This is a genomic window from Vibrio rumoiensis 1S-45 (genome assembly GCF_000286955.2).
Classification (GTDB): Bacteria; Pseudomonadota; Gammaproteobacteria; order Enterobacterales; family Vibrionaceae; genus Vibrio; species Vibrio rumoiensis_A.
In genome coordinates this window covers 153,889-169,365 of sequence record NZ_AJYK02000082.1, presented here as the reverse complement: position 1 = coordinate 169,365, position 15,477 = coordinate 153,889, and the positions used below count along the sequence as shown (strand labels likewise).

The following is a 15,477-nucleotide window of genomic DNA, read 5'->3' as shown; positions in this document are numbered from 1 at the left end:
ACCTTAACGAGTTAAACAATCACTATAGCTCGTAGCCAGATCTTGAATAAATTTAAAATAAGCACCGGGCTCTGCTCTATATTTTGTCGCTAAAGGATCGAGTACACCATGTTTCACATCAGTACCACGCATCACAGAGTTAATGACTGCTGGAGTAAACTGGGGTTCAGAGAACACACAATATACCTTATCTGACTGCAATGCTGTGCGAATGTCGATCAATGTCTTTGCGCCCGGACGGCGTTCCGGTGATACCGTAAAGTGACCGAGGTTATTTAAACCAAAATACTCTTCATAGTAATCATAAGCATCATGGAAAACATAATAACCATGCTGCTTAACTGGCTCTAATTGATGTTTGATGCTATCGACTGTTGTATCCAAATTTAGAATGAAAGATTGGAAATTCGCTTGGTATTCTTTGCTGTGCTCTGGGTCAATTTTGATCAATTTATCTGAAATCACTTTCGCCATTTGTGCAGCTTGTATTGGCCCTAACCATAAATGAGGATTGTAATTACCATGGTGATCGTGGCCATCATCGTGATCGTGCCCTTCATGTTCGTCGTATTCAATTTTGTCGATCGATGCTTGTTGATCAAGTTGCAATGCATTTTGACTATTTTGCATAACCCCCTCTAAGAAAGACTCTAAACCCGGTCCAACCCAAACAAACAAATCAACGGTTTTCAATTTTTTTACATCAGAAGGCTTTAAAGCATAATCATGCGGAGAAGTATTGGTTGATAACAACACTTGGGTCTCTGTTACGCCATGTGTGAGTTCTGATGTGATCAATTGTAATGGCTTGATTGATGTCATTACGGTGATAGGCTGCTCAGTCTCCGCCCATGCTGCAGGGGTAACAAGCATTCCAATCAATGTTGCCATTGCCAGCCCAGCGTGTGATAAAATTCGACGCATCTCTATTCTCCGTAATATGAACAAATAAATAGGGTCAGTTTGCCCCTATTTCTATATTGGTAATCATTTTCGATAATGTTACTATATAACATTACACATCATCAAGTTGGTTTAACCATGAGTGAATTAATTCTACTCGACAACATATCTGTTCAATACAATGACAAAGCGGTACTTAATAATATTAATGTCTCGATTAAGAAAGGTGAAATTACGACTTTAATCGGTCCTAATGGCGCAGGCAAATCCACATTAGTTAAAGTCATGTTAGGTTTAGTCAAGAATTATTCTGGAACGGTGACCAAAAGTAAAAGCTTGAGAATTGGCTATGTTCCTCAAAAATTACGCCTTAATGATAGTTTACCATTAACGGTTGATCGATTTCTTAAATTAGCCGGGCGTTACAGCACTCAAGAGCGCATGGAATCTTTACGCCTAGTAGGCGCTGAAAGTCTCTATAAAAATGATATGCATAAATTATCTGGAGGTGAGAACCAACGGGTATTATTAGCGCGTGCTTTATTGCAACGCCCTGATTTATTAGTGCTTGATGAACCCGCTCAAGGTGTCGATGTACAAGGGCAAATTGATCTTTACACTTTGATAAACACTATACGTCAACGTTTTGGCTGTGCCGTTTTCATGGTGTCACACGATCTGCATTTAGTCATGGCGCAAACCGATGAAGTAATATGCTTGCAGCACCATATTTGCTGTTCTGGCGCACCAGAAGCTATCACCAAGCATCCTTCTTACATTGCGATGTTTGGTCAAACCGCAAAAGATACACTGGCTTTTTATCATCATGAACATCACCACCATCATGATCTCGCAGGTGAAGCGGTTGAAGGTGAGCCGGAAGCCTGCTCTCACAATAGCTGTGCACATCCTTCCACAACTCAAAAAAAACGTGGTCATTAATCTATGTTTGATATTCTCTTTCCGTCGGTACTGGCTGGTTTAGGCATCGCAATTATTGCCGGTCCTTTAGGTTCGTTAGTGGTATGGCGCAAAATGGCGTACTTTGGTGACACTCTAGCTCACGCTTCATTATTAGGATTAGCTTTAGGTTTTTTACTGGATGTAAATTTATATCTTGCCTTAGTCGTATGCTGCTTAGGCATTGCTGTTTTACTTGCGACCTTACAAGAACAAAAGGTGGTCGCAACCGATACGCTTCTCGGTATTCTGGCACACAGCTCATTATCACTTGGTTTGGTGGCGATCAGTTTTTTGGATAATGTTCGAGTTGATCTCATGAGTTACCTTTTTGGTGACTTACTTGCCGTTTCTCCTTCCGATTTATTATTTATTTATTTAGGTGGTCTCGTGATTATGGCGCTGCTAATTTATTTTTGGCGACCACTACTATCAACCTCCATCAGTGAAGAGTTAGCCAGTGTTGAAGGCGTGAATGTTCCATTGATGCGTATTGTATTAATGTTGTTGGTAGGCTTAGTGATTGCCGTCGGCATGAAATTTGTTGGGGCGTTAATTATTACCTCTCTACTTATCATTCCTGCGGCTACCGCCAGACGCTTTGCACGAACGCCAGAACAGATGGCGGTAGGTGCATCTTGCCTCGGAATAGTTTCTGTTTTATGCGGATTATCCTTATCTTGGATTTACGATACACCAGCAGGTCCTTCTGTCGTGATATGCGCTGCGGCGTTGTTTATGCTCAGCCAATTTAAAAAATCGAACGCCTAATAATGAAAGGTAGGTATCTACTCTGAGCCGCCTTTCATCTGATTGCTTTACACTGGGCATTACACGGTTTGTGATGCCCATCTCTCACCCTTTTTATCTACGCCTCTACTATCTCAGTTAAGGATGGTTTCAGCACCTTTGCACTCATGAATAATGGCTATTAACCCATTATTCTAATAAGAGATAAAGAGCATGAAACGACGCATCCCTTTTGCTACTTCTAAGATTATTACCACTTCTGCGATCATTATTACGTCTACAGTTGCTTCGAGCTTATTTTCAAGTGCCGTCCATTCTGCACCTTCCACAGTAATAGAATGTGCTTCACCTTCTCAAGTAGAGACAAACAATTTACGTATGTATCAAATCATGGTGGAAAGCTTTGTCGATAGTGATAAAAATGCCAATTACGATACCGGCTATGGGACAAGTCACCATAATGGAGATTTGCAAGGCATCATCAACTCACTCGACTATATTCAGTCTCTTGGCGTAAATGCGATTTGGTTAACCCCTATTTTTGAATCAACGCCTATCAAAGGACAATCTCATTGGGATGACAAACTGGATGCCACCGGCTATTTTGCCAGTGATTATTTTAAAATCGATCCCAAATTTGGCACCTTAGAACAAGCCAAAACATTAGTAAATGAAGCCCATAAACGTGGGCTTTATGTCTTTTTTGACGGGGTGTTTGGCCACCATAAATCCAATATCAAGCCCTCACCTACTGGCCTCCTTCCTACAGGAAAAGATAACCCTGTCCGTTACCCAGACAGCTTGCCCTTCTATCAAGAAGTAGCAACCTATTGGATAGAAACCTTAAAGATTGATGGATGGCGATTAGATCAAGCGTATCAAGTTCCTACCGAGTATTGGTCTAAGCTTCGTCAAGCCGTTGAGCACACCTCTCAACAAGTTCAATATGCCAATGATCAAGGTGAAATGGTGCACCCGCTCGGTTACATGGTGGCTGAAATTTGGAATAACCAAAACTATATCACTGAGCATGGATATGGCAGTGATGCGAACCCTGCTTTATGTTCAGCTTTTGATTTTCCTATGCGCTATCGTTTAGTTGAAACCTTTGCGGTCAATGAGAACGGCAATGGGGGTAAAGGTGGAGATTGGTTGGCACAAGGAATGGATCTTCATGATCTGTACCCAAAACATGCAAGGCCAAACTTAATGTTAGGCAATCATGATCTGGTTCGGTTTGGTGATTTATTGCAACGAGGCTTTATTGCACAGCCCAAAGATGGCAGTTATTGGCAACGCCACCTCGCCGCCCTCTCTTTTATTACTGCTTATTCAGGCCCAATTACCTTGTATTATGGTGATGAAATTGGCGATGAAGTAAAAGACTTCTACGATAAAGTCCCTAACGATATTTGTGCTGCTCAAGGCTTGTGTGACGATCATGTGGCGCGTTCTGGTGCAAAAATCGAGGGTATTACCGCCACGCTCTCTAAAGCTCAATCGCAGCTAAAACAGCAAGTCAGTAAACTGATGACACTGCGCCGCGATCACCCGGTACTGTCTCAAGGTCAGCGTATTTCTGTACTGGCAAATAAGCAGGTGTATATCGATCACAAATCTTATAATGATGAATCCATGATTTTCATGGTAAGCACTTCAGATAAGCCTCAAACACTATCGTTAACATCGCAACAATTAGGCTCATCAGGACAATTAACCGATTGGTTTAATGAAGAAAGCTTTGTTCCTAATAATGAGCAATATCATATTTCTTTGGCACCATTCGAAGCCCGTTTTCTCGGCATTGAAAAGCCCGCTCAATTAATCACAACCAAGCCGCAAGTATCCCTCAGTGGAGAAGGGTTTTTAGCGCAATGTGATAATCCAACAATCAATGAAAGTGGCCCTATCGATAGACCTTTGTATGTCGTGGGTGATTTTACTGATTCAGGTTGGACGCATGTTGCTAATCGTCAGTTTAAATATAAAGGGGGAAATGTTTATCAAGTTGTGGTCGATGAGCAAGCAGGTAGCTACCGTATGCAATACGCAACTAAAAACTGGAAGCCTCAGTTTACCGCTTCCGCTTTAGAAATAATTTCTGGCAAAGTATCTGATTTGAAATACGGAGGCTATGGCAAAGATACCGCGGCTCTATTACCTGAATCAGGAAAGTACGTGTGGAGCCTGCAATTTACTGAATCTGGATTGCCGGATAAAGTGATGGTATCAATGTGTCCATCATCGTAACAATAAGCATTAATTTCATCAGCATTAGTACCATAATAAGTAAACCCCATAGAATTAAATTCATGGGGTTTACTTGATACAATAATTTGTAGCTTTACCGGTGTAAACCTCTACGCCATTCGGTGAGTTCCACATAACTTATTTCCAGCAGGATCGCGCAAATAAGCTAAATATAAACGACCAGCAAGCCCATTACGCTCACCAGGAGGATCTTCACAAGTGATCCCGCCATTTGCTATGCCAGCTTCGTGCCACGCATGAACCAATTCTGGAGTGGCAATAGAAAAACCAAAGGTTGAACCATTACCATGGGTGGCGACTTCACCATTAATCGGCTTGGTTAAAATAAATATACCGGTTGGCGTTTTATAAATGCAACGCTCACCAAGCATGACCCCTGCGTCATATCCCAGTACACCTAAAATCGCATCATAAAATTTTTTTGACGCATCAAGATCATTGGCACCAAGCATAATGTGACTGAACATAACTGAATCCTTTGATATTTGTATGTAGTGTTCTACTTTACCCAGTATCCAATTCAAAGCAAATAAAAAGGCCATCCGAAGATGACCTTATCTATTTATATCCGATGCCTTGGGGGATCACTGCATTATTTAAAAATGGCAGATTACCAACCAGTCACTTCTTTCAGTGCAGTTCCAATTTCAGCAAGTGATTTGGTGGTTTTAACACCAGCCGCTTCAAGTGCTGCAAATTTATCTTCCGCAGTACCTTTACCACCTGAGATGATTGCACCAGCGTGACCCATGCGCTTACCAGGAGGCGCAGTTACACCAGCAATGTAAGAAACAACTGGCTTAGTTACATTTGCTTTAATGTAAGCTGCCGCTTCTTCTTCTGCTGTACCACCGATCTCACCAATCATTACGATGGCTTCTGTCGCGGGATCGTTTTGGAACATTTCCAATACGTCGATAAAGTTAGTACCCGGAATAGGGTCACCACCAATACCAACACACGTTGATTGACCAAAACCAGCATCAGTTGTTTGTTTTACTGCTTCATACGTTAACGTACCAGAGCGAGAAACAATACCAACACGGCCAGGTTTATGGATATGACCAGGCATGATACCAATCTTACATTCACCAGGAGTGATCACACCTGGACAGTTTGGACCGATCATACGAACGCCAGTTTCTTCAAGCTTCACTTTTACATCAAGCATATCCAATGTTGGAATGCCTTCCGTGATAGTCACGATAAGCTCGATGCCTGCATCAATCGCTTCTAAAATTGCATCTTTACAAAATGCAGCCGGTACGTAGATAACGGTTGCCGTTGCGCCAGTCGCTTCTACCGCTTCACGCACGGTATTAAATACTGGAAGACCTAAGTGCTCAGTTCCGCCTTTACCAGGAGAAACACCACCGACCATTTGCGTACCGTAATCGATCGCTTGCTCTGAGTGGAATGTACCTTGACCGCCAGTGAAACCTTGGCAAATAACTTTAGTATCTTTATTAATTAGAACAGACATTATTTGCCCTCCGCCGCTTTAACTACTTGAACCGCTGCATCTTTAAGTGAAGTTGCTGCAATGATATCTAGACCTGATTTCGCCAATACGTCACGACCAAGTTCAGCATTCGTACCTTCAAGACGAACCACAACTGGGACTTCAACGCCCACTTCTTTCACTGCGCCAATGATGCCTTCAGCAATCATGTCACAACGAACGATACCACCAAAGATATTCACAAGAACCGCTTTTACATTCTCATCAGACAAGATGATTTTGAATGCTTCTGCAACGCGTTCTTTGGTTGCGCCACCGCCAACATCAAGGAAGTTAGCTGGTTTGCCACCATGCAAGTTAACGATATCCATCGTACCCATTGCAAGACCGGCACCATTAACCATACAACCGACATTGCCATCAAGTGCTACGTAGTTTAATTCATATTGTGCTGCGTGTGCTTCGCGCTCATCTTCTTGAGAAGCATCGTGCATTTCACGTAGTTTAGGTTGACGGTACATTGCATTTGAGTCGATGTTGATTTTTCCATCAAGACAAACTAAATCACCAGCACCGGTAACCACAAGTGGGTTAATTTCAAGTAATGCAAGATCGTACTGAGCAAACATGTTTGCTAGACCCATAAAGATCTGAGTAAACTGCTTGATTTGGTTGCCTTTAAGGCCCAATTTGAATGCAAGCTCACGACCTTGGTATGCCTGAGGGCCAACCAATGGATCGATCGCAGCTTTATGGATAAGCTCCGGCGTTTCTTCCGCAACTTTTTCAATTTCAACGCCGCCTTCGGTAGACGCCATGAACACGATACGACGTGTGCCACGGTCAACAACTGCACCTAGGTACAATTCATTGGCGATATCTGACGCTTCTTCAACTAAGATCTTAGTAACAGGCTGACCTTTTGCATCTGTTTGGTAAGTCACAAGGTTTTTACCTAGCCACTTTTGAGCAAACTCTTTTACACCGTCTTTAGTGTCATGTAGCTCTACGCCACCAGCTTTACCGCGCCCACCGGCGTGTACTTGACACTTAACAACTTTCTTAGCCGTTGAGATACGACCTGCTGCTTCATAAGCTTCAAGTGGGGTATTGCAAGCGTAACCTTCTGGTACTGGCAATCCGAATTCAGCAAATAGCTGCTTGGCTTGATATTCATGCAAATTCATTGTGCTACTTCCGTTTCTTTATCCGTAGGGATTAATAGTTTCCATTGGCATTTAAGCTAAAACGCCATTGTGTCATATAGTTGTACTGGTTATTTAAGCCAAGTAGGTATAAATAGATACCTACTTGAACTTAATTACTGATGTATTTTAAATTTACACATCAAGTAATAGGCGAGCTGGATCTTCTAGTAACTCTTTAATCGTTACTAAGAAACCAACTGACTCACGACCATCGATTAAACGGTGATCGTAAGATAATGCAAGATACATCATAGGTAAAATTTCAACTTTACCATTCACTGCCATTGGTCGATCTTGGATTTTATGCATACCCAAAATTGCCGCTTGTGGTGGATTGATGATAGGCGTCGACATTAATGAGCCAAACACACCACCGTTAGTGATAGTGAAGTTTCCGCCCATTAAATCTTCAACTTGAAGCTTGCCATCACGACCTTTGATCGCGAGCTCTTTAATGCCTTTTTCAATATCAGCAAAGCCTAGTAAATCACAGTCTTTTAGAACTGGAGTAACAAGACCACGTGGCGTTGATACTGCCATGCTGATATCAAAGTAATTGTGATACACGATATCGGTACCATCAATCGATGCATTCACTTCAGGGTAACGTTTTAGCGCTTCTGTTACTGCCTTCACATAGAAAGACATGAAACCTAAACGTGTATCATGGCGCTTCTCAAATTGATCTTTATATTGAGCACGTAGGTCCATGATTGGTTTCATATTTACTTCGTTAAACGTAGTAAGCATTGCTGTTGAATTTTTCGCTTCCAGTAGGCGATTCGCCACTGTTTTACGAAGACGTGTCATTGGAACACGTTTCTCGGTACGAGCTGCTGCAGGTGCTTCAATAGCTTCTGCTTTTGCAGTAGACGCTGGCGCTGAAGATTTTTTAGCAATATGTGCATCAATATCTTCACGAGTAATACGACCGCCAACACCAGAACCTTTCACTTCTGAAGCATCAAGATTATGCTCAGCCAATAAACGGCGAACCGCTGGGCTAAGCGCATCATTCGTTTCTTCCGATAACGCAGCTGTGTGGCGTTTATCTGGAGAAGCTTCTGTTGAAGCTGTCGTGTCTTGAGTTGGCTCACCAGCAACTGCGCCAGGCTTTAATTTAGCCAGTAATTGCTTTGAAAGTACTGTCGCACCTTCTTCTTCGATGATAGCTTCTAAAACGCCATCTTCAGGAGCAGGTACTTCTAAAATTACTTTATCGGTTTCGATTTCAACTAAGATATCGTCACGAGAAACCGCGTCACCAGGTTGCTTGTGCCACGTTGCTACCGTTGCGTCTGCAACTGATTCAGGTAGATCTGGTACAAGAATTTCAATTGTCATAACTGTTTAATCCTTTTATCTAGTTCATTTCACTAGCGTAATAAGCCAATTCACTTTATAAAAAGCGATTCACTTTACAAAATCCAATTAACTTAAAAATCCAAACTTAAAGCATCGTCAACCAAGGCTTTTTGTTGTTTTAAGTGTACTGACATATAACCAACAGCTGGTGATGCAGAAGCTGGTCGACCTGCGTATTTCAATGTTGCACCATCTGGCAATGCAAAGCGCATATTGTGCTGGCTGCTATACCATGCGCCTTGGTTTTGAGGCTCTTCTTGACACCATACAAAATCTTCAACGTTAGTATATTGCTCAATGGCTTTACTAACATCTTCGTATGGGAATGGGTAAATCTGTTCCACACGAATAATCGCCACATCGTCTTGCTCATTTTTACGACGTTGTTCAAGCAAATCGTAATACACTTTACCTGAGCACATAACAACACGTTTCACTTTGCTGGCTTCAAGTTCATCAATTTCAGCGATAGCCGCTTGGAACGTCCCACTCGCTAATTCTTCAAGCGTTGAGGTACATAACGGATGACGAAGTAGTGACTTAGGCGACATCACAACCAATGGGCGGCGCATTGGACGCACCACTTGACGACGGATCATGTGATAAACCTGAGCTGGTGTTGAAGGAACAACAACTTGAATGTTTTGTTCTGCACAAAGCTGTAAATAACGCTCTAGACGTGCCGATGAGTGCTCTGGACCTTGACCTTCATAGCCATGAGGAAGCAGCATAGTTAAGCCACATAAGCGACCCCATTTTTGCTCACCTGAAGAAATAAATTGGTCGATCACTACTTGTGCACCATTGGCAAAATCACCAAATTGTGCTTCCCAAATGGTTAAACCACCAGGTTCAGCTGTTGCATATCCATATTCAAAAGCCAGTACCGCCGCTTCTGATAATACAGAATCGAACACTTGGAAAGGACCTTGTTTATCATGCAAATGCGCCAAAGGCATATACGTGCTTGCTGTATTTTGATCATGCAATACCGCATGACGATGGAAGAAAGTACCACGGCCAGAATCTTGCCCGGTAATACGGATTCGTTTACCCATATCCACTAGAGTGGCGTAAGCCAGTGTTTCTGCCATACCCCAATCGATTGACTTTTCACCGTTTGCCATAGATAAGCGATCATCGTAAAGCTTCGCTACTCGGCTTTGTAACTTATGGCTTTCTGGGAATTGGCAGAGTTTATGACCCAGTTCAATCAAACGAGTTTGATCGATTTCGCTGTCCCATTCTTCATTCCATTCATGGCCCAAGTATGGTGTCCAATCAACAGAATGCAGAGCCATTGGCCTCCACTCTTTAACCACTACTTCACCGCGATCTAATGCATCACGATATTCATTGACCATTTGAGTCGAAACTTCAAGCTCAATATCTTTACGATCCACTAAAACATCCGCGTACAACTTACGTGGTGTTGGATGTTTTTTGATCTTTTGATACATCAATGGTTGAGTTGCACTTGGTTCATCAGCTTCGTTATGGCCATGGCGGCGATAACATACTAAATCAATCACAACATCACGCTTAAAGGTATTACGGTAATCCAATGCGATACGTGTAATGAAAGCAACCGCTTCTGGGTCATCTGCATTCACATGGAAAATTGGTGCCTGTACCATTTTGGCGATATCAGTACAGTACATGGTTGAACGCATGTCGCGAGGGTTAGACGTAGTAAAACCAACTTGGTTGTTCACTACGATACGAACCGTACCACCAACTTGGTAACCACGAGCTTGAGACATGTTAAACGTCTCAGCCACCACACCTTGACCGGCAATCGCTGAATCACCGTGGATAGTAATAGGAAGGACTTTACTACCATCTTTATCATTTAAACGGTCTTGACGAGCGCGCACTGAACCAATAACAACTGGGTTTACAATTTCCAGATGCGATGGGTTAAAAGCAAGTGCTAAGTGAACATCACCACCTGGAGTCGCGAAATCGGCTGAGAAACCTTGATGGTATTTCACATCACCCGTACCCCATGAATCGCCATGTTTACCCGCAAACTCATCAAACAAATCTTGTGGTTTTTTACCTAACACATTAACTAACATGTTTAAGCGACCACGGTGCGCCATACCAATAACAACTTCGCGCATACCATTTGAGCCAGCATGACGGATAAGTTCTTTCATCATTGGAATAAGAGCATCACCACCTTCTAGAGAGAAGCGTTTTGCACCAGGGAATTTCGCACCAAGATAACGTTCTAAGCCTTCTGCTGCGGTTAATTCATCAAGGAAAGTGAGTTTTTCTTCTTTCGAAAAAGAACCTTCGCCAACCACAGATTCTAAGCGATCTTGGATCCAACGTTTTTCTTCTGTATTCGTAATGTGCATATATTCTGCACCGATAGAACCACAGTAGATTTTATTTAACGCTTGGTAGATGTCTTTGAGAGGCATGGTTTCTTGCCCAACGGCAAATGAACCAACATTAAATGACTCTTCAAAGTCTTCTGGAGAGAGATTATGGAATTCAGGATCCAGTTCAGCAACGGGTTCACGCTTCCAAATATTAAGAGGGTCTAGATTTGCAGCTTGATGCCCACGGAAACGATAAGCATTGATTAACTGCAGAACTTTTACTTGTTTAACATCGACATCAGGATCACTAACTTGGACATTGTAATGCTTTGTCTCTTTCGCTAATCGTCTAAAGTAGTCACGAACACGAGAATGTGGTTGTTCACCATTAGTAGGGGCTTCTACTGGAAGGCTATCAAACACTTGTTTCCATTCGTCACCGACTAGATCGGGGTCACTAAGATACAGTTCGTAGAGTTCTTCTACGTAAGTTGCATTGGCGCCAGCCAAGTGTGAAGACTCGAGCCATGCCTTCATCACGCCGTTGTGCATATTTTCCCTTAACCTGTTAGGTTTCAATTATGCCTCGACCATTATTATTCAAACTACCAATTATCCGAGTAATAAGTGTCGAATGATAGTCGGCTCATTAGAAGCCGACTGTTCGTTGCTCATAAAGAGCAATTTTTAAATTTTTACACCGAACGATTAATCAACATAGTTTTAATGTGACCAATCGCTTTGGTTGGATTTAATCCTTTAGGACACACACTTACACAATTCATGATCTCATGGCAACGGAAAACGCTAAATGCATCGTCAAGATTTGATAAGCGTTCATCTGTTGCAGTATCTCGGCTATCAATTAACCAACGGTAAGCAGCAAGTAAACCTGCAGGTCCAATAAATTTATCAGGGTTCCACCAGAATGATGGGCATGATGTTGTACAACATGCACACATAATACAATCGTATAAACCATCAAGGTGCGCACGATCTTCAGGAGATTGTAAGTGCTCACGTGATGGTGGTAACTCACCATCATTGATCAAATACGGCTTCACTTTTGCATAGTTATCGTAGAACTGAGCCATATCAACAATCAAGTCACGAACTACTGGTAAACCAGGTAGTGGGCGAATGATCACTTTACCTTTACCAAGCAATGCTGATAACGGAGTGATACACGCAAGGCCATTTTTACCATTCATGTTTAAGCCATCCGAACCACACACACCTTCACGACATGAACGGCGGAAAGAGATGCTTGGATCTTGTTCTTTTAATAAAATCAATGCGTCCAACACCATCATGTCAGAGCCTTCTTTTACTTCAAGCGAGTAATCCTTCATGTAAGGCTTTTTATCTGTATCCGGATTATATCGGTACAAAGAGAAATTCACGTTCATTTACTTTATCTCCCTTAGTAGACACGAGCTTTAGGTGGGAAGGCTTCACGTAATACTGGTTGCATATTAACATCACGCTTAGACATCGCTTCCGTTACCGGATTGTAGATAGAATGGCATAACCAGTTCGCATCATCACGATCTGGGAAATCAAAACGAGCATGCGCACCACGGCTTTCTGTACGGTAGTTAGCCGCAACAGCGGTTGCAAACGCAGTTTCCATCAAGTTATCCAGCTCTAAACACTCAATACGTTGGGTGTTAAATTCTGTCGACTTATCTGATAGGTAAGCATTTTTAAGACGTTCACGAATTGCTTTAAGCTCTTCCAGACCTTGTGCCATTGCATCACCTTCACGGAAAACCGAGAAGTTGTTTTGCATGCAACTTTGAAGATCTTTACGAATTTGAACAGGATCTTCACCACCAGTACTATTTTCCCAGCGGTTATAACGAGCAAGTGATGCTTGAATATCCGCTTCGGTTGCAGGGCGAGCCTCTGCTTGTGCTTGTAATGTTTCACCAAGGTGTAAACCCGTTGCACGACCAAATACCACAAGGTCAAGCAGTGAGTTACCACCTAAGCGATTTGCACCGTGTACTGATACTGATGCAATTTCGCCACAGGCAAACAAACCTTGAACTTCAACATCGTTACCATTTTCATCTTGTTTGATCGCTTGGCCAGAAACCTGAGTTGGCACACCACCCATCATGTAGTGACAAGTAGGGATAACTGGAATTGGTTCTTTCACAGGATCTACGTGAGCAAAAGTACGAGATAATTCAAGAATACCTGGAAGACGAGCATCCAGAACATCTTTACCTAAATGATCCAGCTTTAGTTTGATATGTGGACCCCAAGGACCTTCACAACCACGACCTTCACGGATTTCAATCATCATTGAACGAGCGACCACGTCACGACCCGCAAGATCTTTCGCATTCGGCGCATAACGCTCCATGAAACGCTCACCATCATTATTAAGAAGGTAACCACCTTCTCCACGACAGCCTTCGGTTACTAACACACCAGCACCAGCAATACCGGTTGGGTGGAATTGCCACATTTCAATATCTTGCATTGGAACGCCAGCACGCAGCGCCATTCCAACACCATCACCAGTATTAATGTGAGCATTAGTTGTTGATTGGTAAATACGACCTGCGCCACCGGTAGCTAAGATAGTTGCCTTGGCTTTAAAGTAGCAAATTTCGCCCGTTTCCATGCAAAGTGCAGTGGTACCTAGCACAGCACCATCTTCATTTTTCACTAAATCCAGCGCATACCACTCAGAAAAAATCGTCGTTTTATGCTTAATGTTTTGTTGGTACAAAGTATGAAGCAATGCGTGACCAGTACGGTCAGCAGCAGCAGCAGTACGTGCAGCTTGCTCACCACCAAAATCTTTTGATTGACCACCAAATGGACGCTGATAAATAGAACCATCTTCAAAACGAGAAAAAGGAAGACCCATTTTTTCTAATTCAATAACAGATTCAGGACCATTTTTACACATATATTCAATAGCGTTTTGGTCACCAATGTAATCTGAACCTTTTACGGTATCGTACATGTGCCATTGCCAATCATCTTTATGTGAATTACCGAGCGCAACCGTAATACCACCTTGCGCTGAAACAGTATGAGAACGAGTTGGAAATACTTTTGATAACAACGCACACGATAGGCCTTGCTCAGAAATTTGTAAGGCAGCGCGCATACCAGCACCACCTGCGCCGATAACTACGGCATCGAATTCACGAACGGGAATACTCACTTACACACCCCACAGAATAAATAGACCAGAGAAGAAATACGCAACTAATGTCACGATCACGGCTAATTGTAATAAAGAACGTATTAATGCTGGTTTAACGTAGTCGGTTAAAACTTGCCATAAACCAATCCATGCATGAACAAGCACACACAACAAGGCAATCATGGTGAAGACTTTAGTGACAGTTCCGCCAAAAAACGAATGCCATGTAAGATAATTAATATCTGGCCCAAATGCGAAAAAGCACATCATATACACTGTATAAAGTGCCATGATAATGCCGGTTGCGCGAATTAAGAGGTAATCATGAACTCCATTACGTCCGAATGAAGAGATGTGCTTTACCATACAAGAACTCCTGCCAATACCGATAATACAGCTGTTGCACCGAATACTACTTTTGCAGTCAATGCACCACTTTCTAATTCTTCAAAATATTTTAGGTCCATCAACAAATGACGAATACCACCACATATATGGTATGCCAATGCTGTAAGGATGCCCCAAAGAATAAATTTCACCACAAAGCCATCAACAAGATTTGAAGCTTTGGCAAAACCTACAGGAGAAGATAATGAAGTGGCGAGTAGCCATAATAAGATACCAACAGAAACAAACATAATGACACCAGAAACACGGTGCACGATGGATGCTATTGCGGAAATCGGGAAATGTATCGTTTGTAAATCTAAATTAACCGGTCTGGATTTTCTTTTTTTCACGGGTGTGCTCACTCAGCTCCATCTAGAGCATTTATTTATAGTTATAGACATAGAATAATCAACACCTTGTTACGATTTAATTAACAAGTTCAGTCCATAACACCCAGTTTATTTATGAATTTTTTGTTAATTAAATTTCTATCTTATCAATAGCTGAACTTCCAAACTCTTGATAAAATAAGGCGTTAACCAATATCTCCAATTCGCACTATACGCTGCTAGCATATAAATTCAATTCATGTAACAAAATATGCTACATAGAACATATTTTTAACTTTTTCCATGTGAAAAATCAAAACCAGCACACATAACC

The 15,477-nt window shown here is 42.2% G+C and carries 13 protein-coding genes; 3 read left to right on the top strand and 10 right to left on the bottom strand.

Translation table 11 applies throughout. The features are described 5' to 3' along the window. Positions 1-3: 3 nt before the first annotated feature. Entirely contained in the window at positions 4-924 is a 921-nt protein-coding gene (gene znuA, locus A1QC_RS11600) for a zinc ABC transporter substrate-binding protein ZnuA (protein ID WP_017025989.1), read from the bottom strand. 117 nt (positions 925-1,041) lie between these two features. Between znuA and znuC the strand changes: the two genes are divergently transcribed. From znuC to A1QC_RS11585, 3 genes are all read left to right on the top strand, one after another. Beyond that, positions 1,042-1,845, top strand: a complete 804-nt coding sequence (gene znuC / locus A1QC_RS11595) for a zinc ABC transporter ATP-binding protein ZnuC (RefSeq protein WP_039836660.1) — start codon at positions 1,042-1,044, stop codon at positions 1,843-1,845. A 3-nt stretch (positions 1,846-1,848) separates the two neighbouring features. Continuing rightward, positions 1,849-2,634 (top strand): zinc ABC transporter permease subunit ZnuB, encoded by a 786-nt coding sequence (gene znuB / locus A1QC_RS11590; RefSeq protein WP_017025987.1) that lies wholly within the window; start codon positions 1,849-1,851, stop codon positions 2,632-2,634. 192 nt (positions 2,635-2,826) lie between these two features. Then, positions 2,827-4,863 carry an alpha-amylase family glycosyl hydrolase gene (locus A1QC_RS11585; RefSeq protein ID WP_017025985.1) on the top strand — a complete coding sequence of 679 codons (2,037 nt, stop codon included), beginning with the start codon at positions 2,827-2,829 and terminating at the stop codon, positions 4,861-4,863. Between the two features lie 110 nt (positions 4,864-4,973). On the opposite strand, the gene A1QC_RS11580 is transcribed toward A1QC_RS11585, so the two are convergent. The 9 genes from A1QC_RS11580 to sdhC all read right to left on the bottom strand — a co-directional run bounded on the left by A1QC_RS11580 (position 4,974) and on the right by sdhC (position 15,176). Further along, positions 4,974-5,351 (bottom strand): VOC family protein, encoded by a 378-nt coding sequence (locus A1QC_RS11580; protein ID WP_017025983.1) that lies wholly within the window; start codon positions 5,349-5,351, stop codon positions 4,974-4,976. Positions 5,352-5,494: 143 nt separating this feature from the next. Then, positions 5,495-6,367 (bottom strand): succinate--CoA ligase subunit alpha, encoded by an 873-nt coding sequence (sucD, locus tag A1QC_RS11575; protein WP_017025982.1) that lies wholly within the window; start codon positions 6,365-6,367, stop codon positions 5,495-5,497. Further along, complete coding sequence (gene sucC / locus A1QC_RS11570) at positions 6,367-7,533, bottom strand: ADP-forming succinate--CoA ligase subunit beta (RefSeq protein WP_017025981.1); 1,167 nt, start codon at positions 7,531-7,533, stop codon at positions 6,367-6,369. The genes sucD and sucC overlap by 1 nt, the downstream gene beginning before the upstream one ends. A 153-nt stretch (positions 7,534-7,686) precedes the next feature. Further along, entirely contained in the window at positions 7,687-8,898 is a 1,212-nt protein-coding gene (odhB, locus tag A1QC_RS11565; RefSeq protein WP_017025980.1) for a 2-oxoglutarate dehydrogenase complex dihydrolipoyllysine-residue succinyltransferase, read from the bottom strand. A 92-nt stretch (positions 8,899-8,990) separates the two neighbouring features. Further along, positions 8,991-11,804 carry a 2-oxoglutarate dehydrogenase E1 component gene (sucA, locus tag A1QC_RS11560; RefSeq protein ID WP_017025979.1) on the bottom strand — a complete coding sequence of 938 codons (2,814 nt, stop codon included), beginning with the start codon at positions 11,802-11,804 and terminating at the stop codon, positions 8,991-8,993. A 143-nt stretch (positions 11,805-11,947) separates the two neighbouring features. Further along, entirely contained in the window at positions 11,948-12,661 is a 714-nt protein-coding gene (locus A1QC_RS11555; protein WP_017025978.1) for a succinate dehydrogenase iron-sulfur subunit, read from the bottom strand. A gap of 14 nt (positions 12,662-12,675) precedes the next feature. Beyond that, positions 12,676-14,442, bottom strand: coding sequence for a succinate dehydrogenase flavoprotein subunit (gene sdhA / locus A1QC_RS11550; protein WP_017025977.1), 1,767 nt, complete (start codon positions 14,440-14,442; stop codon positions 12,676-12,678). Then, positions 14,443-14,790, bottom strand: a complete 348-nt coding sequence (gene sdhD / locus A1QC_RS11545) for a succinate dehydrogenase, hydrophobic membrane anchor protein (protein ID WP_017025976.1) — start codon at positions 14,788-14,790, stop codon at positions 14,443-14,445. It lies immediately after the preceding gene. Next, complete coding sequence (gene sdhC, locus A1QC_RS11540; RefSeq protein ID WP_026025929.1) at positions 14,784-15,176, bottom strand: succinate dehydrogenase cytochrome b556 subunit; 393 nt, start codon at positions 15,174-15,176, stop codon at positions 14,784-14,786. Before sdhC ends, sdhD begins: the two co-directional genes overlap by 7 nt. Positions 15,177-15,477: the final 301 nt, after the last annotated feature.

What these genes read in the sequence shown, in the direction of transcription:
- odhB (WP_017025980.1), bottom strand. Translation starts at nt 8,898, where the DNA reads ATGACAATTGAAATTCTTGTACCAGATCTACCTGAATCAGTTGCAGAC.
- sucC (WP_017025981.1), bottom strand. Translation starts at nt 7,533, where the DNA reads ATGAATTTGCATGAATATCAAGCCAAGCAGCTATTTGCTGAATTCGGA.
- A1QC_RS11585 (WP_017025985.1), top strand. Translation starts at nt 2,827, where the DNA reads ATGAAACGACGCATCCCTTTTGCTACTTCTAAGATTATTACCACTTCT.
- sdhD (WP_017025976.1), bottom strand. Translation starts at nt 14,790, where the DNA reads ATGGTAAAGCACATCTCTTCATTCGGACGTAATGGAGTTCATGATTAC.
- A1QC_RS11555 (WP_017025978.1), bottom strand. Translation starts at nt 12,661, where the DNA reads ATGAACGTGAATTTCTCTTTGTACCGATATAATCCGGATACAGATAAA.
- znuA (WP_017025989.1), bottom strand. Translation starts at nt 924, where the DNA reads ATGCGTCGAATTTTATCACACGCTGGGCTGGCAATGGCAACATTGATT.
- sucA (WP_017025979.1), bottom strand. Translation starts at nt 11,804, where the DNA reads ATGCACAACGGCGTGATGAAGGCATGGCTCGAGTCTTCACACTTGGCT.
- sucD (WP_017025982.1), bottom strand. Translation starts at nt 6,367, where the DNA reads ATGTCTGTTCTAATTAATAAAGATACTAAAGTTATTTGCCAAGGTTTC.
- znuB (WP_017025987.1), top strand. Translation starts at nt 1,849, where the DNA reads ATGTTTGATATTCTCTTTCCGTCGGTACTGGCTGGTTTAGGCATCGCA.
- A1QC_RS11580 (WP_017025983.1), bottom strand. Translation starts at nt 5,351, where the DNA reads ATGTTCAGTCACATTATGCTTGGTGCCAATGATCTTGATGCGTCAAAA.
- znuC (WP_039836660.1), top strand. Translation starts at nt 1,042, where the DNA reads ATGAGTGAATTAATTCTACTCGACAACATATCTGTTCAATACAATGAC.